The organism is Herbaspirillum sp. WKF16 (assembly GCF_028993615.1).
GTDB lineage: Bacteria > Pseudomonadota > Gammaproteobacteria > Burkholderiales > Burkholderiaceae_D > Herbaspirillum.
Genome location: NZ_CP118632.1, coordinates 4885584 through 4909792 on the forward strand (window position 1 = coordinate 4885584; position 24209 = coordinate 4909792).

The following is a 24209-nucleotide window of genomic DNA, read 5'->3' on the forward strand; positions in this document are numbered from 1 at the left end:
GATTAACCTCGTTGACGTGGAGAAATCAGCGCCAGGAATTCGCGGCGCAGGTTGGCATCGCGCAGGAAGGAACCGCGCATGACGCTGTTGATCATCTTCGATTCCATGTCCTTGACGCCGCGCCAGTGCATGCAGAAATGGTCGGCTTCCATGACGATGGCCAGGCCGTCGGGCTGCAGCTTCTGCATCAGCAGGTCGGCCGCCTGCGACACCGCCTCTTCCTGGATCTGCGGGCGGCTCATCACCCATTCCAGCAGCCGCGCGTACTTGGACAGGCCGATCAGGTTGGAGTGCTCGTTGGGCATCACGCCCACCCACACGCGGCCCATGATCGGGCACAGGTGGTGCGAGCAGGCGCTGCGCACGGTGATCGGGCCGACGATCATCAGCTCATTCAGGCGTTCGATGTTAGGGAACTCGGTCACCGGCGGCTCGGCCTGGTAGCGGCCGCGGAAGACTTCGTTGAGATACATCTTGGCCACGCGCTTGGCGGTGTCCTGGGTGTTGTGGTCGCTCTCGACATCGATCACCAGGCTCTCCAGCACGGTGGCCAGCTTGGCCTGCACCTCGGCCTGCAGTTCGGCCAGCTCGCCTTCCTCGATGAAGGCGGAGATGTTGTCGTTGGCGTGGAAGCGCACGCCGGCGGCCTTGATGCGCGCGCGGATGCGGGACGAAACGAGCTGTTCATGCACGCTCGGCGCGGCGGCCGGGTCTTTTTGTGTTGCCATGGTTGGATGCGGGCCATGCGGCCCGGCGGTATCGGTGAAGTTGCCGCCATTATGCCCCGAAAGCAGGCATCGCATCCGCCGCCGGCCGGATGCGCGGCCGCCTCCGCGCTTAACCGCCATTGATGATTGTTTGCCGGCATTTACACCGCATTAACCGCCGCTTACAGCCCGAACGAAGATCATCCGCCTACGAGCCGTCGCGTATTGCACCTGCGAGCGCGGCGGCTCGACAGCGCCGGACATCCAGTCCGGCCTCATCATTCCGGGGGTGTCGCCATGAAGTTCGAATATCGTCTGTCCGGCGCATGCGCGCTGGCCTGCCTGCTGTGCGCCTGCACCAGTCCGGCGCCCATGGTAAGCGGGCCGACCAGCGTGCGGCCGTCCTATCCGGTGGCCAACGTCGAGAACAACGGCGCCATCTTCCGCGTCTCCAGCGCGCAGCTGTTCGAGGAGCCGACCAGCTACAACGTCGGCGACATCATCAAGATCGACATCTCCGAATCCATCAGCAGCAGCAACAAGGCCGCCACCACCAACAGCCGCGACTCCAGCCTGACGCAAAAGGGCCCGGGCTCGGATGCGCCGCTGGGCGGGCTGTTCACGCAGCTATACAACGCCAACTACTCGGCCAGCGGCAGCAGCTCCTTCAAGGGCTCCGGCGACAGCAGCAGCACCAACACCATGACCAGCACGCTGATGGTGTCCATCGTCGAGGTGCTGCCCAACCGCAACCTGGTGGTCGCGGGCGAAAAGCGTATCGGCGTGAACGGCACCGTCAACACGTTGCGCTTCTCGGGCGTAGTGCGCACGCGCGATATCCGCAGCGGCATCGTCTCTTCCTCCAACGTCGCCGATGCGCGGCTGGAGCAGGTCGGCGGCGGATCGATCGCCGACGCCAGTACCGACAACAACTTCTTCCGCCGCCTGCTGACGATCTGGTGATCCGCCGGCGCGGCGCAAAAGAAAAACGGCAACCTCGGTTGCCGTTTTTTCATGGCGCCATCGATGCGCCGCCTTGCCGTGGCCGATCGCCCGCGGCGCTTCAGTAGCCGTTGCCGATAGTGCGGTTCTCAGGTGAGTTGTCGGCGATGATGGAGGGATTGCCGGGCAGCAGCGCATCCACCAGCGGCCCCAGCTTCTCGCCGATGGTGGCCCACTTGTCCTGGCCGAAGGAACCCATGCGGTATTGCGCCGAACCCAGCACGCGGCCGTCGCGGCGCAGCGTCAGGGCGGCGAAGGTGAGATAGGGCGAGTAGGCGTCGGAGAACACCTTGGTGTCCCACTTCACGTAGCCGGTATAGGTCAGCGTCACCGGGCAGGCCAGCACTTGGGTGCCGGCGTCGTAGACGCGGCTCTGCACGCCGTGCTTTTGCAGCTCGCCCTGCAGGCTCGGCACGAAGTCGCTCAGCGCCACCGCGCCGTTCCACTCGATGCAGATCTCGCGGATCGGATCCTTGTTATAGACGATGGGATTGGCCGGCGCATTGGGCGTCATCGACTTGACGCCCGAGGCGGCATATCCGACCAGGCTGGCCGCATCGACCAGGGTGCTGGTCGAGGTGACGACGCAGCCCGACAGCGACGATGCCAGCAATGTGGCAATGATGATGGTGCGCATGGTGCTTCCCCCCGAACGGAATCCGCATTGGGATGAAGACGGGATTCCAGGCTGCCCATCATATCCGCGCGGGTTCCGCCGTCCGGCCGGTTTTACGCTGATTTACGCTGCACCCTGCAATGCTTTACACCATGCGCATGGCTGCTTCACATGCGCCTTGCTGGCACAATGCCGGTGTATCTTTCCACCGTCACAGGAGACCCGGATGAAACCACTGTTCCCCCCTGCCCTGCTGGCCGCCGCGGCGCTGGCCGGCTTCTGCCACGCGGCGCAGGCCGACACCCTGAAATCGGAAGCCGAAGTGCGCGCGCTGGCCGACAAGGTGATGGCCCAGGCCGGCGCCGGCCGCACCGACGACGCCTACGGCGCCATGTCGCCCTACTCGCTGATCGACATCCGCACGCTGGAGATCGCGCGCGGCAATGCGCGCAGCTCGCGCATGGCGATCGAGGCGCGGGTCGGCAATTCGGTGGGCTATGAATTCATCCGTTCGGAGAAGGTCGGCGACTCGCTGATCAAGCTGACCTATATCGAGAAGACCGAACGCCAGGCCATCCCCTGGCAGTTCATCTTCTACAAGGCGCCGGCGGGCTGGGGCATCAGCGCGTTCAGCAATGGCGATAATGTGGATGCCTTGTTTGATCGCTGAATCCTGCTGATCATCCGGCTCAGCAGAACGCCGCTGGGTCCTGACCTTCGTCAGGACGACACTGGGGAGCTAGCTTGAACCGCCGAGTGGTCGAGTTGCCAACGACTCGTCGTCCCGGCGCAGGCCGGGACCCAGTGGCGTTCGTCGCGCATAAACAGCGCAAAAATCAGCAATGCACCGATGCCCGACACAATGCGGATGCCTTGTTTGATCGCTGAATCCTGCTGATCATCCGGCTCAGCAGAACGCCGCTGGGTCCTGACCTTCGTCAGGACGACATTGGGGAAGCAGCTTGAACCGCCGAGTGGTCGAGTTGCCAACGGCTCGTCGTCCCGGCGCAGGCCGGATCCAGTGGCGTTCGTCGCGCATAAACAGCGCAAAAAATCAGCAATGCACCGATGCCCGACACAATGCGGATGCCTTGTTTGATCGCTGAATCCTGCTGATCATCCGGCTCAGCAGAACGCCGCTGGGTCCTGACCTTCGTCAGGACGACATTGGGGAAGCAGCTTGAACCGCCGAGTGGTCGAGTTGCCAACGGCTCGTCGTCCCGGCGCAGGCCGGGACCCAGTGGCGTTCGTCGCGCATAAACAGCGCAAAAATCAGCAATACACCGATGCTCAACACACACGGCCACAGCTACGATCGGCCGCATGAACTACTACGTCTACATCCTTGCCAGCGGCAGGAACGGCACGCTGTACATCGGCGTGACCCGCGACCTGATCAGGCGCGTCCACCAGCACAGGGAGCAAACCTGCGCCGGTTTCGCCGGCAAATACAAGGTGAAGGACCTGGTTCATGTCGATGTGCTGGATGATCCGATCAGCGCCATCGCCCGGGAAAAGCAACTCAAGAACTGGCACCGGGATTGGAAGATTCGCCTGATCGAGGAGCGCAATCCTTACTGGCGCGACCTGTATCCGGAACTCGTCTGAGGCGTGTCAGATCAAGCGCGCCGGCTCCAGGTCGGCGCTTTCGATCTCGCTGGCGGCGCCCGAGATCTTGTCGGCGATGATGCGGCTGGAGCCGCAGGCGGTGGTCCAGCCGTTGGAGCCGTGACCGGCGTTGAGCCACAGGTTCGATAGCGGCGTGGCGCCGATCAGCGGCGCGCCGTCCGGCGTCATCGGGCGCAGGCCGGCCCAGTACTCGACCTGCGCCAGGTCGGCGCCGGCAGGGTAGAGGTTCTTCAGCGACTTCAGCGCGGTGGCGCAATCGCGCGGCGTGACCTTGGTGTCCCAGCTGCCGATCTCGGCGGTGCCGGCGGCGCGGATATGGTTGCCCATGCGGGTGATCGCCACCTTGTAGTACTCGTCCATGACGCCGCTCCGGGGCGCGCCGGCCGGGTCGGCCACCGGCACCGTGATGGCGTAGCCCTTGACCGGATAGATCGGCAGGTCCAGGCCCAGCGGCTTCATCATCGGCACCGAGGCCGAGGCGCAGGCCACCACGTAGGCGTCGGCGCACAGCGTGCCGGCGCCGGTGCGTACGCCCGCCACCTTGCCGCCGGCCACCTCGATCGCCTCGACCGTGGTCGAGAGTCGGAACTCCACCCCATGCGCCTGCAGCCACGCCGCCAAAGCGCGCGCAAACAACGGGCAGTTGCCGGTCTCGTCCATGGGCAGCAGCAAGCCGCCCTTCAACTCGCCGCGCGCGGCGCCCAGGCCCGGGTCGAAAGCCACGCAGCCATCGGCGTCGAGCAGCTGGAACGGCACGCCGGCCTCGGCCAGCACCTTGGTCGAGAGACTGGCGTTGTCCACGCCCTCCTGGGTGCGGAACAACTGCAGGTTGCCGCCGGTGGTCTGCTCGTAGCGGATATCGAGGCGCTCGCGGATCAGCTTGAGCTGTTCATGGCTGTAGCGCGCCAGGCGGCCCATGCGCGCCTTGTTGACGGCGTAGCGCTCGGGCGTGCATTGCGCCAGGAATTTCTTGAGCCACTTCCACTGGTGCGCGTCCATGCGCGGCGTGAAGCGCAGCGCGGCCTCGACGCCCAGGCAGCTCTGCAGCGACCATTTCAGCGACTTGGCCGGCATGCCCGGGGCCGCCCACGGCGTGGCGTAGGACGGGCAGACGTGGCCGGCGTTGCCCACGCTGGTCTCGGCCGCCACTTCGGCGCGGCGCTCGATGACGGTGACTTCATGGCCGCGCTCGCGGAGGAAATAGGCGGTGGTGACGCCGACGATGCCGGCGCCCAGCACGATGATGCGCATGGTGTTCTTCTGTCGATGGAAATCAAAGGGTGAGGCCGCCGTCCACATGCCAGACCTGCCCGGTCACATAGGACGCGGCCGGGCTCAGCAGGAAGGCGATGACGTTGGCGATGTCCTGGGGCTGGCCCAGGCGGCGCAGCGGGATGCGGTCCAGCGCGGCCTGCCAGGCGGCCAGGTCGATGGCGGACTTGGCCGGGTCGTTCTTTTGCACATAGCCGGGCGCAACGGCATTGACGGTGACGCCGGAAGCCGCCAGCTGCACCGCCAGCGACTTCACCAGCGCCTCGATCCCGGCCTTGGCTGCGGCCGAGGCCGGGAAGCCCGATTCGCCGAGGCGAAACGCGTGCGCCACGAAGGAACTGACGGCCACCACGCGGCCCTGGCCGCCGGCTTGCAGCGCGTCCTTGCAGGCGGTGGCGAGGCGGAAGAAACCCGACAGCAGCGCGTCCAGCGAACGCGACCAGTCGGCATCCGACAATTCGCCGATGCGCTTCCTGTCGGCGAAGCCGGCATTGGCCACCAGCGCGTCGAGGCGGCCGAATTCGCGCAGCGCGGCGTCGCGCAAGGCGCCCGCGGTGGCGGCATCGGCCATGTCGCCCGGCACCGTCACGCAGGCCGCGCCGGCGCCGCGGCAATGCGCCGCGATGGCCTGCAGCTCGGGCGAATCGCCGCGCGCGTGCAGCACCAGCGCCACATCGGGCGCAGCCAGCGTGGCGGCCACCGCCGCGCCGATGCCGCGCGCGGCGCCGGTGATCAGGATGACGCGGCGCTGCCGGGCGGACGGGATGGAAGTTGAAACCTGGCTCATGGTCGATATCGGAAAATGGGGCCGCTCCCAGCGGCTGGGAGGCGCGACCGGCGGCACGCGGCGCGCGCCGCGGCAAGTGCGCTATTTTAGCCAAACCCCGCCGCCGCGTGGGCCTCCCCGCCACATCCGCGCCCATATCGCGTGGCCGTGGGCGGCGGTTCTCCATTACAATTGCCGGGTTCGCGGGTTGCCCACCTTGCAATCCATATAAAAGATATATCCGTACCCTCCGCCATGCCCTTCCCGACACCAGCCCTCCGCGCCGCCTTGCGGCACAGCGGGACATTGCCGTGCGGCATGGATCGTGCATGCGGCGCCCGCAGTCCAACCGCCCGGAGCCGGCTCGCCTGCTCCAGTTGAATCGTATTAAGGAAAACCGCAGATGTATCAATGGGACTTCGGCTCGCTCTGGCAATTCAGGAGCATCATCGGAATCGGCTTCGTCTACACGCTCACCTATACCGTGATCTGTATCGCGCTGGGTTTGCTGGTGGGACTGGTGGTCGGCCTGGGCCGCCTTTCCACCAACCCGTTCATCTCCGGTCCGCTGCGCGCCTTCGTCGAGGTGTTCCGCTGCACCCCGGTGCTGGTGCAGCTGGTGTGGTTCTACTACGCGCTGCCGGTGCTGCTGGGCATCGAGATGTCGGCCGGCACCGCCGCCATGCTGTCGCTGGCGCTGTACGGCGGCGCCTTCTATTCCGAGATCATCCGCGGCGGCATCGTCTCGATCGACGTCGGCCAGTCCGAGGCCGGCTGGGCGCTGGGCATGACCCGCTTCCAGCTGATGAAGCGGGTGATCCTGCCGCAGGCCTTCAAGCGCATGACGCCGCCGCTGGTGAACCAGTCCATCATGCAGCTGAAGAATACCTCGCTGCTGTCGGTGCTGGCGGTGCCGGACCTGCTGTACCAGGGCCAGATCATCGCCCACGAGACCTATCGTCCGCTGGAGATCTACACCATGGTCGCGATCATCTACTTCGTGATCCTGCTGCCGGCCACCATCTGGGCCAAGCGCCTGGAAACCCGCCTCTCGGCGCAGCACGGTTGAGGAGCACAAGATGAGCAACGGTAATTCGATGATCCAGATCAGCAATCTCAAGAAGGCCTTCGGCGACCACGTCGTACTGAAGGACATCTCCATCCAGATCGCCAAGGGCAGCGTGGTCGCCATGATCGGGCCCTCGGGCTCGGGCAAGTCGACCCTGCTGCGCTGCCTCAACCTGCTGACCGTGCCTGACCTGGGCTCGGTGCGCATCGGCGAGCGCCATTTCGAATTCGACGGGAAGAAATCCCGCCTGCCCAAGGACAAGGAGCTGGCCGGCTTCCGCGCCCGCACCGGCATGGTGTTCCAGCACTTCAACCTGTTCCCGCACATGACCGCGGTAGAGAACGTGATGGAAGGCATGATCACCGTGCAGCGCGTGCCCAAGGCCCAGGCCCGCGAGCGCGCCATGGCGCTGCTGCAGAAGGTGGGACTGGCCGAGCGCGCCGACATGTATCCGCAGAAGCTCTCCGGCGGCCAGAAGCAGCGCATCGCGATCGCCCGCGCGCTGGCCATGCAACCGGACGTAATGCTGTTCGACGAAGCCACCTCGGCGCTCGACCCCGAACTGGTGGGCGAGGTGCTCAACGTGATCCGCGGCCTCGCGGCCGATGGCATGACCATGATCCTGGTGACCCACGAGATCGCCTTCGCCCGCGAAGTCGCCGACCAGGTGGTGTTCATGCGCGACGGCGTGGTGGTGGAAGCCGGCCCGCCGTCGCAGGTCATCGACAATCCGCAACAGGCGGCGACCCAGGCCTTCCTGGCCCGCTTCAACGGCTAGCGCGCCGCGATCCGCCCATGAAGACGCGGCTCGACACGCTCGACGACACCGACCGCGCGCTGATTGCGCTGCTGCAGGTGTCGGCGCGCGAAAGCGTGGCCAACCTGGCGCGTAAGCTGGGCGTGGCGCGCACCACCGTGGTGGCGCGCCTGGCCCGGCTGGAGCACAACGGCGTCATCGCCGGCTACACCGTCAAGCTGGGCCAGGAAGTGACCGACAACGCCCTGCGCGCCTACGTCGGCATCAGCGTCGAGGCCAAGACCGTGCGCGACGTGTTGAAGCGCTTCAAGCGCATGCCCGAGATCGAACTGCTGTGCTCGGTCTCGGGCGAGTTCGACTACGTCGCCTGGCTGCGCGCCGACTCCGCCGAACGGCTCGACCAGCTGCTCGACGAGATCGGCGAGATCGACGGCGTCACCCGCACCACCACCTCCATCGTCCTGTCGCGCAAGATCGAGCGCTGACGCCGCTCGGCATCGGGAATTTCCCGATGGAAGAGCGGCCGCCGCCTGCCTAAGATGAAGCACATATCCTTTCATGTGTTCAGCGAGGCCGTCATGCGCAAATTCTTCGGGAACCACATCACCATCCTCGGCCTCTGGCTGGCCTGCTCGGCGCTGTTCGTCGTCGTCATGACGGCCACCGGCATCCATTCCTGATCCCGGCCCCGGCCGCAGGCAATAAAAAACCCGCGCCGTCGCCGGTGCGGGTTCTCCATTCCAGCCGCGCGGGCGCGGCCGCCATCCGGCTTACAGCGGGATCTGCGGCGGCACGTCTTCCGGCTTCACGCCCGACAGCTTCTGCAGGTTGCCCAGCACGGTCGGCTTGATCTTGCCTGCGGCGCGTTCGGCCACGATCCACTTGTTGACCGCTTCGGTCCAGGCCTTGTCGTCTTCCTTGGGCACGCCGATGTTGGTCGAGGTGGCTTCCAGCGGCATCGGCACGGTCATCTTGCCCAGCGCCGGATTCTTCTTGAGGATGTTCAGCGCCAGCAGCCACACCAGCACCTGCGCGTCGACGCGGCCGGTCTGCAACGCCAGGGTCGCGTCGTCGGCCTTTTCCAGGCGCACGATGGTGGCGTTGGGGCACACGCGCGAGATCATCTGGTCATGCGAGGAGCCGATGTCGACGGCGATCTTCACTTCCGGCTTGTTCAGGTCGGCCCAGGTCTTGAACTCCTTCTTGGAGACGATGGTGAAGGCGTTCAGGAACAGCGGCTCGGAGAAACCGATGACCTCGCGGCGCGCCGGGGTCGGGTTCATGCCGAAGAAGACGTCGATCTTGCGCGTCTGCAGGTCCAGCACCGAGTTGCCCCAGGTGGTTTCATTGATTTCCAGCTTGACGTTCAGGCTGGCCGCCAGGCTCTTGGCGAAGTCGATCATGAAGCCGTTCCATTCGCCGCTGGCCAGGTCCTTGTTGTAGTAAGGCGCTGCGCCGCGCACCGCGCCGATGCGCAGGGTCTTGGTGCGCTGGATGCGGGCGAAGGTCGCCTCGGTCGAGCCGGCCGGCGCGGCGGCCTGGGCGAAAACGTTGGGCAAGTAGGACGCGGCGGCGAGGCCTGCCACGTTGGTGATGAAACTGCGGCGGTTGGTCATGCGGTTCTCCCTGTTTGGCGAATGGCGCCGGCCTGGTGGCGGCCGTGCGCGTCAAAAGCATGTCCGGCGCTCGGCCGGACATTGGCGTCGATTTTAGCCCAGCCTCGGGAACGCTGCGTGGGCAATTGGGGACGCTTGCGGATGAAATTTCTTGAAGGCGAGGCCAGGGCCGGATGCCGGTCTCAACCGCCGGGAAACTGACTCCGCGCCCTTGGTGAAACCCGTTTGTCCGCGAGGAACGACACCGGCTACCGCCTGCGCCGGACGACAGGTAACTGGCCGCCCCGAGCGCAGGGAGCGTCGAATTGCGTCCTCCTTGTCCTCCCGGCGCAGGCCGGGACCCAGCGTCGTTAAATGACCATCGTCACGACAAAATGGCTGATCAATAGCTACATAACGACTATAGATCACCATTTTCAACATCAATCTTCATCTTTTTATCGTACAAGCTCTTCCCTAGAATCGGCTCCGTATCCCCACATCACCACACGGAAAAGGAGCCGCCATGCGCAACATCATTCTGCTGGGCGCCGGTCACATCGGCCAGGCCATCGCCCGCCGCCTGCACGGCAGCGGCGACTATCGCCTGCTGGCGGCCGACCGCGAGGCGGCGGCGCTGCAGCCGCTGGAGGCGCTGGGCATCGCCGCGCGCCAGGCCGATTTCAGCGACGCCGCGGCGCTGCGCACGCTGCTGGCCGGCGGCGACGCCGTCATCAACGCCCTGCCCTGGCACATGGCCATCGCGGTGGCCGAGGCCGCGCGCGCGGCCGGCGTGCACTACTTCGATCTGACCGAGGATGTGCAGGCCACGCGCCGCATCATGCAACTGGCCGCCGACGCCGACAGCGCCTTCATGCCCCAATGCGGGCTGGCGCCGGGCTTTGTCGGCATCGCCGCGCACCACCTGGCGCAGGACTTCGACGACATCCGCGAAATCAAGATGCGGGTCGGCGCGCTGCCGGAGTTTCCCACCAACGAGATCAAGTACAACCTGACCTGGAGCGTGGACGGCCTGGTCAACGAATACTGCCACCCCTGCGAGGCGATCCGCGACGGCGCGCTGCACGAGGCGCAGCCGCTGGAGGGGTTGGAGCACTTCTCGCTGGACGGCGTCGAGTACGAGGCCTTCAACACCTCGGGCGGCCTGGGCACGCTGTGCGCGACGCTGGCCGGCCGCGCCGCCAACCTCGACTACAAGTCGGTGCGCTATCCCGGCCACCGCGACCGCCTGCGCTTCCTGCTGGAAGAGCTGCGCCTGAAGGAGCGACCGGCGCTGCTCAAGGACATCCTGCGCCACGCCGTGCCGGCCACCATGCAGGACGTGGTGCTGGTGTTCGTCACCGTCAGCGGCACGCGCAATGGCCAGTACCAGCAGCGCGTGTTCAGCCGCAAGGTGTTCGCGGCCGACCACGGCGGCGTGCCCGAGAGCGCCATCCAGATCACCACCGCGGCCGGCGTATGCGCGGCGGTCGACCTGTTCTTCGCCGGCCGCCTGCCGCAACGCGGCTTCCTCCGCCAGGAACAGCTGGCCTTGCCCGAGTTCCTGGCCAACCGCTTCGGCCGCGCCTACGCCGCTCCTGAAGGCGACGGCCGGCGGCGCTACACTGTGGCTATCGACGACACAGGAGCCCCCCATGACCATCCGAGAACAGAATCCGGCCGCCGGCTCGCGGCCTGAAGCGGCAGCGCGCGATTCGCAACTGGCGGCGCTGCTGGCCGCGCACCGCACGCCGCAGGAGATCGCCTTCCTGCTGCGCGCGATCCATGTGCCGTCCTGCACGCTCAGGCCGGCCGGCGCGGCGAATGTGTCGCGCCTGGAACTGGCGCAGGCGCTCAACATGCTGCTGTTCGAGAAGCTGCTCAAGGACGTGCCCGACGCCGCCGCCTACGTCGCCGAGGCCGTTGCCGCCGGCCAGCGCATGCACTTCGACCATGGCGCGCTGCGCACGGTGCTGGGCGCCGGCACCGGCCTGCTGCCGGCCGGCGAGCAGGCCATCACGCGCATCCTGCGACCGCTGGGCTACGTGCAGAACGGGCTGTATCCGCTGGAGCGCATCCGCATGACCGGCCGCTCCTACGCCCATGCCGATGCGCCCGAGGAGATCGCCCAGTTCTTCGTCAGCGAGCTGCATGCGGATCGCTTCTCGCCGGAGTTCCAGGCGGTGGTCAGCCGCGTAATCGGCACCTCGGTCGATCCGCTCGGCGCGGATGCCCAGGCCCTGCTGGCGCGACTGGAAGGCGAACGCGAACTGCCGCTGGCGGCGGCGCAGTCGCTGCTGCCGGTGCTGCTGTCGGCCTTCGCGCGCCAGCACGCCTTGCCGACGGTCGCCGACTACGAACGGCTGCGCGGCGAATCCAGCGAGATGGCCTGGATCGCCACCGAAGGCAACGTCTTCAACCATGCCACCGACCGCGTGCCCGACGTCGAAGCGGTGGCCGAACGCCAGCGCGCGCTGGGGCGGCCGATGAAGGACAAGATCGAGGTCTCGCGCAACGGCCGCGTGCGCCAGACCGCCTACCGCGCCTGCACCGTGCTGCGCCCGATGCGCGATCAACACGGCGCAGTCGTCGAACAGGCGGTGCCGGGCTCGTTCTACGAATTCATTTCGCGCGACCGCTATGTCGACGACCAGGGCGTGGAACGCCTTGACCTCAGCTTCGACAGCGGCAACGCGCAGGGCATTTTCAAGATGACCGCCGGCGGCGCAGACGCTGCCGGCATGTAGGCCGGGCGCTGCGCGCGGCGGCCCGGATTTCAGCGAAAGGATCACCATGAACAACGCCGCCCTGCTCCGCGCCAGCGGATTTTCCCCCGCCGAACTCGACGCCGACGGCGCCGATCTCTCCGTCCATTCGCCCTGCGACGGCGCGCTGCTGGCGCGCCTGCGCAGCCATGGCGCGGACGACGCGCAACGCGCCATCGAACGCGCCCACGCCGCCTTCCTGCGCTGGCGCGAGGTGCCCGCGCCGCTGCGCGGCGAGCTGGTGCGGCTGCTGGGCGAGGTGCTGCGCGAACGGCGCGAAGAGCTGGGCGCGCTGGTCACGCTGGAGGCCGGCAAGATCAAGGCCGAGGGTGTGGGCGAGGTGCAGGAGATGATCGACATCTGCGACTTCGCCGTCGGCCTCTCGCGGCAATTGCACGGCCTGACCATCGCCTCCGAGCGCGCCGGCCACCGCATGATGGAGACCTGGCATCCGCTGGGCGTGTGCGGCGTCATCACCGCCTTCAACTTCCCGGTCGCGGTATGGGCCTGGAACGCGGCGCTGGCGCTGGTGTGCGGCAACAGCGTGATATGGAAGCCGTCGGAGAAGACGCCGTTGACCGCGCTGGCGGCGCAGCGCCTGTTCGAGGAAGCGGCGCGGCGCTTTTCCACCCGACATCCGCAACTGCTGCCCGACGATCTGAGCGCGGTGCTGGTCGGCGGCGGCGCCCTGGGCGAAGCGCTCGGCGCCTCGCCGAAGGTCGCGCTGGTGAGCGCCACCGGCAGCGTCGCCATGGGCCGCAAGGTGGCGCAGCAGGTGGCCGCCCGCCTGGGCCGCAGCCTGCTGGAACTGGGCGGCAACAATGCCATGATCGTGGCCCCCAGCGCCGACCTCGAACTGGCGCTGCGCGCCATCGTCTTCTCCGCCGTCGGCACCGCCGGCCAGCGCTGCACCACGCTGCGCCGGCTGTTCGTGCACCGGAGCATCGCCGCGCCGCTGCTGGCGCGGCTGGAAAGCGTCTATGCCGGCCTTGCCATCGGCGACCCGCGCGAAGAGGGCGTGCTGGTCGGCCCCCTGATCGACCGGCGCAGCCATGACGCCATGCAAGCCGCGCTGCGCGCGGCGCGGGAAGCCGGCGCCGTCGTCAGCGGCGGCCAGCGCGTGACGGTCGGCCATGGCGACGCCGCGGCCGACAGCTGGTATGCCGCGCCGGCGCTTGTGCGCATGCCGGCGCAAACGGAGCTGATGCACGAAGAGACCTTCGCCCCCATCCTCTATGTGGTCGAGTACGACGACTTCGCCGACGCCATCGCCATGAACAACGCGGTGCCGCAGGGCTTGTCCTCGGCGCTGTTTTCCAACGACCTGCGCGAGGCCGACCGTTTCATGTCCGCCGCCGGCAGCGACTGCGGCCTGGCCAACATCAACATCGGCACCAGCGGCGCCGAGATCGGCGGCGCCTTCGGCGGTGAAAAGGACACCGGCGGCGGCCGCGAATCGGGCTCGGACGCCTGGAAGAACTACATGCGCCGCGCGACCAACACGATCAACTACAGCGGGACGCTGCCGCTGGCCCAGGGGGTGAGGTTCGATGTGGGATGAGCGGGCGGTTTCAGGACAGGCCCTTCGGCGGGCTCAGGACAAGCCCTTCGGGCGGATCAGGGCCGGCGTCGATACGCCGCTGCGCGGCTACTCGGCCCGAACGGCGTTGATTGACGTGCGACGAACGACGCTGGGTTCCTGCTTTCGCAGGAACGACGAGGAGGGGCTTGAGTGCGAGGAGGTGTTGTCCGCCTCCTTCGTGTCGTCCCTGCGAAAGCAGGGACCCAGCGTCGTTCAACGGCAATCGAGACGCCATAGACCTCGCCGGATCCCCGCAGGCGAACCGGGTCGCGCGGCCCGCCAACAAGGAATCCTTGCAACTTCCCCCGTCATTTTTACAGCCACCACTCCCGCGTAAATCCAGGTAAGACCCCACCACCCGAAGGAACCCCACGCTTACGCTGTCATTCCTGCGCGCCGTTCCCGGCGGCAACGCCGCCGCGACGACCGCAGCTTCATGGGCAAAGCACGAGGGGGACTCATGCACCAGCAACACCATACCAGCCGCACCGCCCGCCGTATCCGCACCGGCAGCCTGCTCGCCGCCTGCCTGGGCGCAAGCGCGCTGGCCGGCTGCGCCAACTTCAGCGACGTGCGGTCCGAGGAACGCGACATGTTCATGGTCTCCGCCACCGGCGTGAGCTACACCATGTCGATCCCGGCCCTGACCGCCGCCGCCAAGGAAAAGGCCTACGACTTCTGCGGCAAGCAGCAGATGAAAGCCGACCTGCGCCAGCTGGTGCGCGGCTGGCGTCCGATGCAGGTGGAGCTGTACTTCCGCTGCCAGCCGCAAGGCCTGAGCCTGCAGGCGCTGCTGGACTGAGCGCTGCTGCGTTCAAGCCTGCGGGAAGTCGCGCTCGCGCACGGCATTGCCGTCGGCGTCGATGGCGTCGGCCAGCCTGAACTGCGCCACGCCCAGCGAGGCCACGGCATCGGCCGCGTCCAGCAGCGGTTCCTGCGGGTCGCCGTCCAGCACCTGCGCCGACTGCGCCAGCACGCGGCCGCCGGCGCGCAGGATCACCTGCAGCACGGTCTCGCCGTCCTCGTCGGCCACCGCGAAGACCGCGGTGGCGCCGTCTGCGGCGACACCCGATTGCGCCAATCCCTGCTCCAGCTCCGACATCATCTGCAACATGCGGTACTCGGCGTTGCCGGTGCGCTTGCCGCCGTGGAACAGGTCCTGGTACAGGAAGTGCAGCTCGCACGGCGCCTCGCCGGCGGGCTTGCCGGTCAGGCACTGCTGCAGCAGCGGCGTGTATTGCTCGGCCCAGGCGCGGAAGGCCGTGCCGCGCCGCTCGAAGTAAGCGTCGGCCGCGGCCTCGTCCCTGGGGACGGCGTAGAAGGGGTCGTTCATGTCCTTGAGCGCGAAGCCGAGCAAGAAGCGCAGCTCCAGCGCCTGGTCGTCTTCACCAAAGCCGTTTTCCGGCCAGCCGCGCATGCTGCGCTCGATGGCCGGCACGCTCATCACCTTCTTGTCGGTCAGCGAGGCGAAGGCGTCGCGGTTCATGGCCTCGACGTCGCCGTAGGTGAGCGCATCGATCTCGTCGGGGTGGTACAGGTGGTGCACCAGCACCACGCGCGCCTTGGCGCTTTCCAGGCCGGCCTCTTGCAGGCTGGTGCGCAGCGCGTCGAAAGCGTCGCCGTCGGCCAGCGCCAGCTCCTGCCTGAGCCCGCCGCGCGTGCGCGCCAGGAAGGGAATCAGGAAGGCGTTGATCTCCATTTCCTTCTCGCCGCGGCGCAGGATCACGACGTCGGCGCTCTCCTCCACCACTTCCAGCAACAGCGCATGGGCGCGGCGGTCGTCATGGCGCAGCTGTTCCAGCGCCTCGTAGAGGGTCTCGTCGTCGCGCTGGCGCAGGAAGTTGCGCACCATGCGCTCCAGCTCGTCCTGGCCGACGCGACGGCCGGCGGCGTCGGGCGCGCCGGCGGCCACCGCCGCAGCCAGCGCCAGCAGCTGCAGCACCTGCTCCTCGCCGTCGTCCAGATCCTGCGAGGAGGAATGGGCGCTGTGCTGGCGGCGACGCGAGGCGTCGGTGGCGACGTGGGTCTTCGGCTTGTCCCTGGCCGGGCCTTGCGGCTTGGGGTTCGGATTCGGCCTGGCGGCGGGCTTGCCCGCCTTGGCCGGAGGTTTGCCCTGCGGGCGGTTAGGTTTGTTCATCTCTTCTTTCGCTCAGTTCAGCGGCAATTCGGTTCGGGCGGCCGGGGCGGCGCGTCCGGGCAAGGTGGCCAGCAGCATGCCGGCCATGGCCACGGCAAAGGCCCCGGCCTGCAGCAGGGAAAGGCTCTCGCCCAGGGCGGCCACGCCCACCAGCGCGGCCGACACCGGCAGCATCACGGTGAACACGCCGGCGCGGCCGGCCGGCACCACCTTGAGCCCGGTCATCCACAGCCACACCGTCCACACGCTGGCGGCCAGCGCATAGAACACCAGCAGCAGCCAGATGTCGGCGCGCACCGCGCCGAAATCGAAACTCAGGGCAGTATAGAAGCCCATGGGCGTCATCAGCAGCAGGCCCCAGAGGTTGATCACCGCGCTGATGCGCTTGGGCGTGAGCACCGCGGTCAGCTTCTTGCCGATCACCGCGTACGAACCCTCGCACAGCACCGCGCCGAACACCAGCAGGTTGCCCAGCCAGGCGCCGTGGCCGGCTGTCGCGCCATCCGCGCCGTGGGTATTCTTGGCCAGCGACAGCAGGCCGATGCCAATGGCGCCGCAGGCCACCGCGCCCCACACGCGCAGCGTGATCTTCTCTTTCAGGAAGATCCAGCTCATCAGCGCCACCACCGCCGGAATGGCCGACATGATCACGCCGGCCGACACCGCGCTGGTCATCGAGACGCCGGTGATCATGCAGATCGTGAAGAGGAAATTGCCGAGGAAGGACTCCAGGAACACCAGCCAGCGCGACTGCGTCGACAGCGGCTTCTCGTCGGCCGGCTTCTTCAGCCAGCGCGCCATGGCCACCGCGCCGATGCCGAAGCGCAGCCAGGCCAGCAGGAACACCGGCAACGCCGCCGCCAGCGGCTTGGTCAGGGCGACGTAGGCGCCGACCATGGACATGGAAAGGATCAGGCAGCCGTAGCCCATGGCCCGGCTCGGGGTATAGCTCATCGTGGTCCGTCTTCGGTGTGGTAGCCCTGGATTTTAACCGCAGACGGGCACATCGCCGCCGCCCGCATGGCCGCGGCTTATGTCATATCCGCATGGGCCGGCCCGGGCGAGACGGCCCGCGGCCCCGACTTCATGCATGGGCGGCATGATGGCCCGGGCTGCGCGGGCGCATACTCAAGCCATCGTTCACGCCTCACCGCACAAGGAAACAACATGCCCGCCACCGCGCAAGACACCCGCCGCTCCTACGGCATCATCGGCGGACTGGGCCCGCTGGCCTCGGCCGACGTGTTCTTCAAGCTGATGCAGGCGATGGCCGCCGGCGGCGACATCGAACAGGCCGACGTCATCTTCGAGCAGCACCCTTTCCGCCAGTCCCGAGGCGATGGCCTGGCCAGCACCGCCACCACCGAGCGCAAGCTCTACGTGTTCGACATGATCCGCGACTTCGAGAAGCGCGGCGTCGGCGCGGTGGTGCTGCCCTGCTTCCTCAGCCATACCTTCATCGACGAGCTGCGCGCCAACACCGCCCTGCCCATCGTCGACATGATGGCGGCGCTGGCCGGCCACGTGCGCCGCGAATACCCGCATGCCACGCGCATCGGCGTGCTGGCCTCGGACTATACGCGCGAGTCGGGCCTGTTCGAGCGCTACTTCCCGGCGCCGGCTTTCGAGGTGATCCATGCGCGCGCGGTGGACGGCGTCAATCCGGTGGCCGAGGCGGTGTACGGCGCCGACGGCATCAAGCGCGGCCATCTCGGCGACCGGCCGCTGCAACTGCTGGCGCAGGCCGCGCGCGACCTGGCGGCGCAGGGTGCGCAAGTGATCCTGCCGGGCCTGACCGAGGTCGCGCTGGCGGCGCACGCCATCGGCGCGCTGCCGGCGCCGCTGGTGGACAGCAACCGGGTCTATGCGCGCAGCGTGGCCGAGGGCCGGCGCGAGGCGGCGGCCAAGCCGTTCAAGGTGGGCGTGGTGGGCGGCGTGGGGCCGGCGGCGACGGTGGACTTCATGCAAAAGATCGTGCGCAACACCCCGGCCGCGCGCGACCAGGAGCACATCAAGGTGCATGTGGAACAGAACCCGCAGATCCCCGACCGCACCGAGAACCTGATCGGCCACGGCCCGGACCCGACCATCGCGCTGTACGCCACCTGCAAGAAACTGGAAGACGGCGGCGCCGACCTGATCGCGATTCCCTGCAACACCGCGCATGCCTACGTGGAACGCATGCAGTCCAGCCTGGCGATCCCGATCGTGAACATGCTGACCGTGACGGTGCAAAGCATCCGCCGGCGCTTCCCGGAACTGAAGCAGGTCGGCCTGCTGGCGACCTCCGGCACGCTGGGCAGCGGGGTCTACCAGCGCGCGCTGGAAGAACAGGGGTTACGGCAACTGGCGCCCTCCCCCGCCGCGCAGGAACGCGTGATGGAAGCCATCTACGGGCGCGAGGGCGTCAAGGCAGGCCATACCGAAGGACGCTGCCAGGACGACATCCGCGCCGGGCTGGACGACCTCGCCAGGCAGGGCGCGCAGGTGGTGATCCTGGGCTGCACCGAGTTGCCGCTGCTGCTGCCGTTTGCCGAACTGCGGCTGGGCGACGCCAGCGTCGTGCTGGTAGATCCCACGGATACGCTGGCGCGGCGCTGTGTGGAGATGGCAGGCATGGCGGGAGGGTGAGGGCTCGGGAAGTTTTCCTCCCGACCTTCTCGGTGCAGGCCTCGTTCAACGGCCGTCGAGGCATGACGAACGTCACTGGATCCCCGCTTTCGCGGGGACGACGGATTAAGGAGGCGATGAGCCCATGACCGGATGCGACAGGAGAGGCGCGGCGGACGGCGCCGGGTCCAAGCCTTCGCCGGGACGACCAGTCGTGGGATAGCTCACCAAGCCGCCAAGATCCCTCCCTTGAACTCGGCCTGGATGAAACGCTTCACCTCATCGGATTGATACGCCGCCACCAGCTTGCGCAACCAGGGCTGGTCGCGGTCCTTCTCGCGCACGGCGATCAGGCAGGCATAGGGGCTGTCGCCGTCTTCCACCAGCAGGCTGTCGCGCGCCGGGTTAAGCCCGGCCTTGGCGGCGAAGTCGGCGTTGACCGCCGAGGCGTCGAGATCGTCCAGCGTGCGCGGCAGCTGGGCGGCGTCGATCTCCACGAACTTCCACTTCTTCGGGTTCTCGACGATGTCGATCGGTGTGGCGTTGGTGCCGGTCAGCGGATCGATGCCGGCGCGCAGCTTGAGCTGGCCGTGTTTTTGCAACAGCAGCAGCACGCGGCTCTCGTTGGCCGGGTCGTTGGGGATGCCGATCCTGGCGCCGGCCGGGATCTCATCGAGCTTGCGGTACTTCTTCGAATAGATCGCCATCGGGCCGATCATGGTCTTGCCCTCGGCGTACAGCTTGTAGCCGCGCGCCTTGATCTGCGCGTTCAGGAACGGGCGATGCTGGTAGCTGTTGGCGTCGAGCTCGCCGGCGTCCAGCGCCGCATTGGGCTGGATGTAGTCGTTGAACTCGATGATCCTCACCTTGTAGCCGGGATTGTCGCGTTCGAAGACGCGCCTGGCGGCCTCGAAGATCTGCGCGTGCGGGCCGCTGGTGACGCCGACCTTGATGACCTTCTCCTCGGCGGCCTGCACCGACGCCGCCAATCCGGCGGCAACCGCCGCCGCGCCCAGCCACTTCCATACTGCGTGCTTCATCCTTCTTCCCCTGCAGGTAAAAGGATCAATGTATCGGCCGCGTCGCCGCGCAGGAAGGAATCTTTTCCCGCTTCGATATGTGCTGCGCGACTAAGCCGGTCAGGCCGGCAGCAGTTCCTCCGCGCGCGCCGGCGGCGCCTGCCGGACCGCCGCGCCCGGCACCGCGGCGATCAGCGCGCGCGTGTAGGGATGCTGCGGATCGCGCCAGATCGACTGGTGGTCGCCCTGCTCCACGATGCGCCCGCCGTTCATCACCAGCACGCGGTCGGCGATGTAGCGCACCACCGACAGGTCGTGCGAGATGAAGAGGTAGGACAGGCCGAACTCGCGCTTGAGGTCCACCAGCAGGTTGAGGATCTGCGCCTGCACCGAGACGTCCAGCGCCGACACCGGCTCGTCGCAGATCACCAGCGCGGGCTTCAGCACCAGCGCGCGCGCAATGCCGATGCGCTGGCGCTGGCCGCCGGAGAACTGGTGTGCGTAGCGCGTGAGCGCACTCTTGGGCAAGCCGACCAGGTCGACCATCTGCTCGATGCGGCGGCGCCGCTCGGCGCGGTCCTTCACTTCATGGATCACCAGCGCGGCGTCCAGGATCTCGGCCACGGTGTGGCGCGGGTTGAGCGAGGCATAGGGATCCTGGAACACCATCTGCACGCGGCGCCGGTGCGGGCGCAATGCGGCGCGGCCAAGCCGCGCGATGTCGACGCCGTCCAGCAGGATGCGGCCCGAGACGCTGTCTTCCAGGCGCACGATGCTGCGCGAGAGCGTGGACTTGCCGCAACCCGATTCGCCCACCAGTCCGACCGTCTCGCCGGCGGCGATGTCGAAGGAGACCCCGCGCACCGCCTGCACCGTGCCGCGCGGCGTGGCGTAGTCGACCCGCAGGTCTTGCACCGACAACAGCGGCGACGGCCGCCCGCTATCGGCAGCGGCGAACGGCAACGCCGGCTCGCCGCCGCCCAGCGTGAAACTGCGGCTGCCGTCTGCCGCCAGCTCGCTGCGGATCTCGGGCAGGCGCCGGCGACGGTAATGCAGGTCCTGCTCCAGCCGCAGCGAGGCGCCCAGCAGGCCGCGCGTGTAGTCGTGCCGCGGCGCGGCGAACAGCGCCGCGCTGGCGGCCTCCTCCACCTTGCCGCCGCCATGCATCACGGCCACGCGGTCGGCCCACTGCTCGACCACGCCCAGGTCGTGGGTGATCAGCAGCACCGCCATGCCCAGCTCGCGCCGCAGCTGGTCCAGCAGTTCGAGGATCTGCGCCTGGATGGTGACGTCCAGCGCCGTCGTGGGCTCGTCGGCGATCAGCAGGCGCGGCCGGTTGGCCACCGCCATGGCGATCATCACGCGCTGGCGCTGGCCGCCCGAGAGCTGGTGCGGATAGTCGTCGATGCGCCGTTGCGGCTCGGGGATGCGCACCAGTTCCAGCAACTCGATGGCGCGCGCGCGGGCCGCCGCCGGGCCCAGGTCCTGGTGCAGCCGGATCGCCTCGATCACCTGGCGGCCGATCGACAGCACCGGGTTGAGCGAGGTCATCGGCTCCTGGAAGATCATTGAGATGGCGTCGCCGCGCAGGGCCGACAAGTCGTCCTCGGACAGCGCCAGCAGGTCGCGCCCCTCGAACAGCAGCTCGCCCGAGACCTGGGCCGACGGCCCCAGCAGGCGCAACAGCGAGAGCGCCGTGGTCGATTTGCCGCAACCGGATTCGCCCACCAGCGCCACGGTCTGGCCGGGCGCGATGGCCAGGTCGAGCCCGCGCACGGCCTGGTGGCCGGCGAAGGAAACCTTGAGATTGCGGATGTCGAGCAGCGGCTGCATGGTCATCTCCTTATTGGTGCTCAGGCGACGACGCCGGCGCGAAAGCCGGCGCCGACATGGCGCTCGGGCAGCGTGGCGCCCTCGCCGAACAGCTTCTGGCGCAGCGTGCCCGGTTCATACTCGCGCTTGTAGGAACCGCGTTCCTGCAGCACCGGGATCACCAGGTCGACGAAATCCTCGAAACTCTCCGGCGTGACCGTGCGCGTCAGGTTGAAGCCGTCGATGCCGGTGTCTTCCACCCAGCCTTCCAGCTCCGTGGCGACCTGCTCGGGCGAGCCGACCACGGTGGCGTAGCGGCCGCCCAGCTCCAGCTGCTTCAGCAGCTTGCGCTTGGTCCAGTTCAGCTCGGGATTGGTGACGGTCTTGACCAGCGACTCGATGGAGTTGGTCTTGGCCGCGCGGATCGGCTCGTCCAGCTCGTACTGCGAGAAGTCGATGCCGGTGCCGGCCGAGAAGTGCGCCAGGCCGGCTTCGGGACTGGCGTAGCTGGCGTACTCGCGGTACTTGTCGTGAGCGTCCTGCTCGTTGCGCCCGGTGATGGCGGTCAGGCCCATGAAGATCTTGATGTCGTCCGCGTTGCGCCCTTCGCGCTCGGCGCCGGCGCGGATGCCCTGCACCAGTTTCCTGGCGGCCTCGCGCGTCTGGCTGGAGATGAACACGCACTCCGCATGGCGCGCGCCGAAGGCCTGGCCGCGGCCGGAGGAGCCGGCCTGGTACAGCACCGGCGTGCGTTGCCGTGACGGCTCGGAGAGGTGGATGCCCTCGACCCGGTAGTAGTCGCCGCTGTGCCGGATCTTGTGCACCTTGGCCGGATCGGCGTAAACGCGGTTGGCGCGGTCGCGCACCACGGCGCCGTCTTCCCAGCTGCCTTCCCAGAGCTTGTAGACCACTTCCATGAACTCGTCGGCGCGATCGTAGCGCTGGTCGTGCTCCAGCTGCTCGTTGAGGCCCATGGCGCGAGCGGCGCTGTCGAGGTAGCCGGTGACGATGTTCCAGCCCACGCGCCCGCGGGTGAGATGGTCGAGCGTGGACATGCGGCGCGCGAACAGGAACGGCGCCTCATAGGTGAGATTGGCGGTGACGCCGAAGCCCAGATGCTCGGTGGCGGCCGCCATGGCCGAGACCAGCAGCAGCGGATCGTTGACCGGCAGCTGGATCGACTCGCGCAAGGTGATGTCGGTGGAGCCCTGGTAGACGTCGTAGACGCCGACGATGTCGGCCAGGAACAGGCCGTCGAACTTGCCGCGCTCCAGCAGCCTGGCCAGGCCGGTCCAGTAGTCGATGTCGGTGTAGTCCTGCGAACGGTCGCGCGGATGAGTCCACAGGCCGTGGTTGATGTGGTTGACGCAGTTCATGTTGAATGCGTTCAGGCGGATCTGTTTCCTGGTCATGAGGAGCTCCGCTCAGGCCGCCGCGGCGGTGTCGGCCGCTGCGTATTGCGGCTCCAGCTGCACGTCCAGCGCTTCGTTGAAGCGCGCGAAGAAGGCGCACAGCGCGGCGCGCAGGGTCAGCTCGACGATCTGCGACTCGTCGAAATGCTCACGCAGGCGCTGCACCAGGCTGTCGCCCACGCGCTGGCGGGTGACGGCCAACGCGTAGTCGCGCACCAGCTTTTCGACCGGACCCAGGCCGGGCACGTCGGCGTCGAGGATGCGCTCGACCGTCTCCGCCGGCACGTGTTCGGCACGCAGCTTGGGCGCGTGATGCGACACGCAATAGCTGCATTCATTGGCCCTGGAGGCCGTCACCAGCACGATCTCCAGATGCAGCCTGGAGATGTTGCCCTCGGCGCCGAAGCCCAGCAGCAGACCGTAGATGTGTTCGATCGAGGCCGGCTTGTGGGCCAGCACGCCCAACATGTTGCCGAAGTGGCCGTACTCGTTTTCGACCTTCTCGAAGATGGCGCGGGCCGGGCCCGGTTGCAGTTGCTTGGACAAGAGCGTGGATACGCGTGCCATGGTGTTCTCCTATTTTCTGTCGCGCGGGTCGAGCACGTCGGCCAACCCGTCGCCTAAAAGATTGAGGGCCAGCACCGTCACGACGATGGCGATGCCGGGAATGGTGGTGATGGTCCAGTCGGTGCGCAGCACCTCGCGCCCGGCGCCGACCATGTTTCCCCAGCTGGCGGCGTTGGGGTCGCCCAGGCCGAGGAAGGCCAGGCTGGATTCGGTGAGGATGGCGGTGGCGACCATCAGCGAGGTCGACACCAGGATGGGCGTGGCGGCGTTGGGCAGGATATCGCGCAGGATGATGCGCGCGTCGGAGGCGCCCAGCGCCACGCTGGCCTGCACCATCTCGCCGTGGCGCAGCTTGAGCACCTCGGCGCGCACCAGCCGCGCCAGGCTGGGCCAGGCGGTGACGCCGATGGCCAGCGCGATGGTCAATAGCGTGGGCTGCGCCACCGCGACGATGGCCAGCGCGAACAGGAAGGACGGGATGGTCTGGAAGAACTCGGTCACGCGCATCAGGGCGGCGTCGGCGCGGCCGCCGTAGTAGCCGGCCAGCAGGCCGCCGGAGACGCCCAGCAGCAGCGCCACCGCGGTCGACACCAGCGCGATGAGCAGCGAGGCGCGCGCGCCGTGGAAGATGCCGGCCAGCATGTCGCGCCCCAGCATGTCGGTGCCCAGCAAGTGCCCGGCGTCGGCGAAGGGATGCAGGAAGGGCTCGGCCACCATGTCCAGCGGGTCGCCCGGGAACAGCCAGCCGGCGCAGGCCGCCATGGCCAGCACCACCGCCAGCAGCGCGCCGCCGGCCAGCGCCGAGGGCGAACGCAGCAGGCGGCCGAACCAGCCGGGCGCCGCAGCCGGCGCGATCGGCGCGGCCGCGAGATTGCTCAAGAGCTTGCTCATG

Annotated in this window: 23 protein-coding genes; 11 read left to right on the forward strand and 12 right to left on the reverse strand. The window is 67.8% G+C overall.

Annotated features, from left to right (window positions below; genetic code table 11):
• Positions 1-2 precede the first annotated feature (2 nt).
• On the reverse strand, positions 3-728 hold the full coding sequence (gene folE / locus Herbaro_RS22040; RefSeq protein WP_275011735.1) for a GTP cyclohydrolase I: 726 nt from the start codon (positions 726-728) through the stop codon (positions 3-5).
• Positions 729-1004: 276 nt separating this feature from the next.
• Here folE and Herbaro_RS22045 point away from each other — a divergent pair, with 276 nt between their 5' ends.
• A complete protein-coding gene (locus Herbaro_RS22045; protein ID WP_275011736.1) occupies positions 1005-1670 on the forward strand; it encodes a flagellar basal body L-ring protein FlgH in 666 nt (221 codons plus the stop codon).
• 100 nt (positions 1671-1770) lie between these two features.
• Here the strand turns inward: Herbaro_RS22045 and Herbaro_RS22050 are convergent, their stop codons facing one another.
• Positions 1771-2346, reverse strand: coding sequence for a cell division protein FtsI (locus Herbaro_RS22050; protein ID WP_275011737.1), 576 nt, complete (start codon positions 2344-2346; stop codon positions 1771-1773).
• Positions 2347-2551: 205 nt separating this feature from the next.
• On the opposite strand from Herbaro_RS22050, the gene Herbaro_RS22055 reads away from it, so the two are divergent.
• A complete protein-coding gene (locus Herbaro_RS22055; RefSeq protein WP_275011738.1) occupies positions 2552-2995 on the forward strand; it encodes a hypothetical protein in 444 nt (147 codons plus the stop codon).
• Positions 2996-3648: 653 nt separating this feature from the next.
• Positions 3649-3933, forward strand: a complete 285-nt coding sequence (locus tag Herbaro_RS22060) for a GIY-YIG nuclease family protein (RefSeq protein WP_275011739.1) — start codon at positions 3649-3651, stop codon at positions 3931-3933.
• A 6-nt stretch (positions 3934-3939) separates the two neighbouring features.
• On the opposite strand, the gene Herbaro_RS22065 is transcribed toward Herbaro_RS22060, so the two are convergent.
• Together Herbaro_RS22065 and Herbaro_RS22070 are read right to left on the reverse strand one after the other, a co-directional pair.
• Positions 3940-5253, reverse strand: coding sequence for a D-amino acid dehydrogenase (locus tag Herbaro_RS22065; protein ID WP_342456501.1), 1314 nt, complete (start codon positions 5251-5253; stop codon positions 3940-3942).
• Positions 5228-6013, reverse strand: coding sequence for an SDR family NAD(P)-dependent oxidoreductase (locus Herbaro_RS22070; protein ID WP_275011741.1), 786 nt, complete (start codon positions 6011-6013; stop codon positions 5228-5230). The genes Herbaro_RS22065 and Herbaro_RS22070 overlap by 26 nt, the downstream gene beginning before the upstream one ends.
• 382 nt (positions 6014-6395) lie before the next feature.
• On the opposite strand from Herbaro_RS22070, the gene Herbaro_RS22075 reads away from it, so the two are divergent.
• Genes Herbaro_RS22075 through Herbaro_RS22085 form a run of 3 tightly spaced genes read left to right on the forward strand, consistent with a single transcriptional unit; the run spans position 6396 to position 8303 of the window.
• Positions 6396-7061, forward strand: coding sequence for an amino acid ABC transporter permease (locus tag Herbaro_RS22075; protein WP_275011742.1), 666 nt, complete (start codon positions 6396-6398; stop codon positions 7059-7061).
• Between the two features lie 10 nt (positions 7062-7071).
• Positions 7072-7839, forward strand: coding sequence for an amino acid ABC transporter ATP-binding protein (locus Herbaro_RS22080; RefSeq protein WP_275011743.1), 768 nt, complete (start codon positions 7072-7074; stop codon positions 7837-7839).
• Positions 7840-7856: 17 nt separating this feature from the next.
• Positions 7857-8303, forward strand: a complete 447-nt coding sequence (locus Herbaro_RS22085; protein ID WP_275011744.1) for an Lrp/AsnC family transcriptional regulator — start codon at positions 7857-7859, stop codon at positions 8301-8303.
• Positions 8304-8588: 285 nt separating this feature from the next.
• On the opposite strand, the gene Herbaro_RS22090 is transcribed toward Herbaro_RS22085, so the two are convergent.
• Positions 8589-9434 (reverse strand): transporter substrate-binding domain-containing protein, encoded by an 846-nt coding sequence (locus Herbaro_RS22090; RefSeq protein ID WP_275011745.1) that lies wholly within the window; start codon positions 9432-9434, stop codon positions 8589-8591.
• A 505-nt stretch (positions 9435-9939) separates the two neighbouring features.
• Here Herbaro_RS22090 and Herbaro_RS22095 point away from each other — a divergent pair.
• From Herbaro_RS22095 to Herbaro_RS22110, 4 genes are all read left to right on the forward strand, one after another.
• Positions 9940-11112: a saccharopine dehydrogenase family protein gene (locus Herbaro_RS22095; protein ID WP_275011746.1), complete on the forward strand. Its 1173-nt coding sequence runs from the start codon at positions 9940-9942 to the stop codon at positions 11110-11112.
• Positions 11069-12160 carry a DUF1338 domain-containing protein gene (locus Herbaro_RS22100; protein WP_275011747.1) on the forward strand — a complete coding sequence of 364 codons (1092 nt, stop codon included), beginning with the start codon at positions 11069-11071 and terminating at the stop codon, positions 12158-12160. Before Herbaro_RS22095 ends, Herbaro_RS22100 begins: the two co-directional genes overlap by 44 nt.
• A gap of 46 nt (positions 12161-12206) precedes the next feature.
• A complete protein-coding gene (gene amaB / locus Herbaro_RS22105) occupies positions 12207-13739 on the forward strand; it encodes an L-piperidine-6-carboxylate dehydrogenase (RefSeq protein WP_275011748.1) in 1533 nt (510 codons plus the stop codon).
• 481 nt (positions 13740-14220) lie between these two features.
• A complete protein-coding gene (locus tag Herbaro_RS22110) occupies positions 14221-14562 on the forward strand; it encodes a hypothetical protein (protein WP_275011749.1) in 342 nt (113 codons plus the stop codon).
• A gap of 12 nt (positions 14563-14574) precedes the next feature.
• Here the strand turns inward: Herbaro_RS22110 and Herbaro_RS22115 are convergent, their stop codons facing one another.
• Both Herbaro_RS22115 and Herbaro_RS22120 read right to left on the reverse strand, forming a co-directional pair.
• Positions 14575-15897 carry a DUF2863 family protein gene (locus tag Herbaro_RS22115; protein ID WP_275011750.1) on the reverse strand — a complete coding sequence of 441 codons (1323 nt, stop codon included), beginning with the start codon at positions 15895-15897 and terminating at the stop codon, positions 14575-14577.
• A 12-nt stretch (positions 15898-15909) separates the two neighbouring features.
• Entirely contained in the window at positions 15910-16851 is a 942-nt protein-coding gene (locus Herbaro_RS22120) for a DMT family transporter (protein ID WP_275011751.1), read from the reverse strand.
• A 213-nt stretch (positions 16852-17064) separates the two neighbouring features.
• Between Herbaro_RS22120 and Herbaro_RS22125 the strand changes: the two genes are divergently transcribed.
• Positions 17065-18528 carry a cysteate racemase gene (locus Herbaro_RS22125; RefSeq protein ID WP_275011752.1) on the forward strand — a complete coding sequence of 488 codons (1464 nt, stop codon included), beginning with the start codon at positions 17065-17067 and terminating at the stop codon, positions 18526-18528.
• Between the two features lie 203 nt (positions 18529-18731).
• Here the strand turns inward: Herbaro_RS22125 and Herbaro_RS22130 are convergent, their stop codons facing one another.
• From Herbaro_RS22130 to Herbaro_RS22150, 5 genes are all read right to left on the reverse strand, one after another.
• Positions 18732-19547, reverse strand: coding sequence for a MetQ/NlpA family ABC transporter substrate-binding protein (locus Herbaro_RS22130; protein ID WP_275011753.1), 816 nt, complete (start codon positions 19545-19547; stop codon positions 18732-18734).
• A gap of 99 nt (positions 19548-19646) precedes the next feature.
• Complete coding sequence (locus Herbaro_RS22135; RefSeq protein ID WP_275011754.1) at positions 19647-21359, reverse strand: ABC transporter ATP-binding protein; 1713 nt, start codon at positions 21357-21359, stop codon at positions 19647-19649.
• A 20-nt stretch (positions 21360-21379) separates the two neighbouring features.
• A complete protein-coding gene (locus Herbaro_RS22140) occupies positions 21380-22750 on the reverse strand; it encodes an LLM class flavin-dependent oxidoreductase (protein WP_275011755.1) in 1371 nt (456 codons plus the stop codon).
• Between the two features lie 12 nt (positions 22751-22762).
• The gene (locus tag Herbaro_RS22145; protein ID WP_275011756.1) at positions 22763-23317 is read right to left on the reverse strand and encodes a carboxymuconolactone decarboxylase family protein; all 555 of its coding nucleotides are present in this window, start codon (positions 23315-23317) and stop codon (positions 22763-22765) included.
• Positions 23318-23326: 9 nt separating this feature from the next.
• Positions 23327-24208, reverse strand: a complete 882-nt coding sequence (locus Herbaro_RS22150) for an ABC transporter permease (RefSeq protein ID WP_275011757.1) — start codon at positions 24206-24208, stop codon at positions 23327-23329.
• Between the last annotated feature and the right edge of the window lies 1 nt (position 24209).

Bases quoted from the DNA above. Each gene is read 5' to 3' on its own strand.
- Herbaro_RS22090 (WP_275011745.1), bottom strand. From the start codon at position 9,434: ATGACCAACCGCCGCAGTTTCATCACCAACGTGGCAGGCCTCGCCGCC.
- Herbaro_RS22125 (WP_275011752.1), top strand. From the start codon at position 17,065: ATGCCCGCCACCGCGCAAGACACCCGCCGCTCCTACGGCATCATCGGC.
- Herbaro_RS22080 (WP_275011743.1), top strand. From the start codon at position 7,072: ATGAGCAACGGTAATTCGATGATCCAGATCAGCAATCTCAAGAAGGCC.
- Herbaro_RS22145 (WP_275011756.1), bottom strand. From the start codon at position 23,317: ATGGCACGCGTATCCACGCTCTTGTCCAAGCAACTGCAACCGGGCCCG.
- Herbaro_RS22070 (WP_275011741.1), bottom strand. From the start codon at position 6,013: ATGAGCCAGGTTTCAACTTCCATCCCGTCCGCCCGGCAGCGCCGCGTC.
- folE (WP_275011735.1), bottom strand. From the start codon at position 728: ATGGCAACACAAAAAGACCCGGCCGCCGCGCCGAGCGTGCATGAACAG.
- Herbaro_RS22140 (WP_275011755.1), bottom strand. From the start codon at position 22,750: ATGACCAGGAAACAGATCCGCCTGAACGCATTCAACATGAACTGCGTC.
- Herbaro_RS22120 (WP_275011751.1), bottom strand. From the start codon at position 16,851: ATGAGCTATACCCCGAGCCGGGCCATGGGCTACGGCTGCCTGATCCTT.
- Herbaro_RS22060 (WP_275011739.1), top strand. From the start codon at position 3,649: ATGAACTACTACGTCTACATCCTTGCCAGCGGCAGGAACGGCACGCTG.
- Herbaro_RS22055 (WP_275011738.1), top strand. From the start codon at position 2,552: ATGAAACCACTGTTCCCCCCTGCCCTGCTGGCCGCCGCGGCGCTGGCC.
- Herbaro_RS22045 (WP_275011736.1), top strand. From the start codon at position 1,005: ATGAAGTTCGAATATCGTCTGTCCGGCGCATGCGCGCTGGCCTGCCTG.
- Herbaro_RS22110 (WP_275011749.1), top strand. From the start codon at position 14,221: ATGCACCAGCAACACCATACCAGCCGCACCGCCCGCCGTATCCGCACC.
- Herbaro_RS22075 (WP_275011742.1), top strand. From the start codon at position 6,396: ATGTATCAATGGGACTTCGGCTCGCTCTGGCAATTCAGGAGCATCATC.
- Herbaro_RS22150 (WP_275011757.1), bottom strand. From the start codon at position 24,208: ATGAGCAAGCTCTTGAGCAATCTCGCGGCCGCGCCGATCGCGCCGGCT.
- Herbaro_RS22130 (WP_275011753.1), bottom strand. From the start codon at position 19,547: ATGAAGCACGCAGTATGGAAGTGGCTGGGCGCGGCGGCGGTTGCCGCC.
- Herbaro_RS22050 (WP_275011737.1), bottom strand. From the start codon at position 2,346: ATGCGCACCATCATCATTGCCACATTGCTGGCATCGTCGCTGTCGGGC.
- Herbaro_RS22135 (WP_275011754.1), bottom strand. From the start codon at position 21,359: ATGCAGCCGCTGCTCGACATCCGCAATCTCAAGGTTTCCTTCGCCGGC.
- Herbaro_RS22085 (WP_275011744.1), top strand. From the start codon at position 7,857: ATGAAGACGCGGCTCGACACGCTCGACGACACCGACCGCGCGCTGATT.
- Herbaro_RS22115 (WP_275011750.1), bottom strand. From the start codon at position 15,897: ATGAACAAACCTAACCGCCCGCAGGGCAAACCTCCGGCCAAGGCGGGC.
- Herbaro_RS22100 (WP_275011747.1), top strand. From the start codon at position 11,069: ATGACCATCCGAGAACAGAATCCGGCCGCCGGCTCGCGGCCTGAAGCG.
- amaB (WP_275011748.1), top strand. From the start codon at position 12,207: ATGAACAACGCCGCCCTGCTCCGCGCCAGCGGATTTTCCCCCGCCGAA.
- Herbaro_RS22065 (WP_342456501.1), bottom strand. From the start codon at position 5,253: ATGTGGACGGCGGCCTCACCCTTTGATTTCCATCGACAGAAGAACACC.
- Herbaro_RS22095 (WP_275011746.1), top strand. From the start codon at position 9,940: ATGCGCAACATCATTCTGCTGGGCGCCGGTCACATCGGCCAGGCCATC.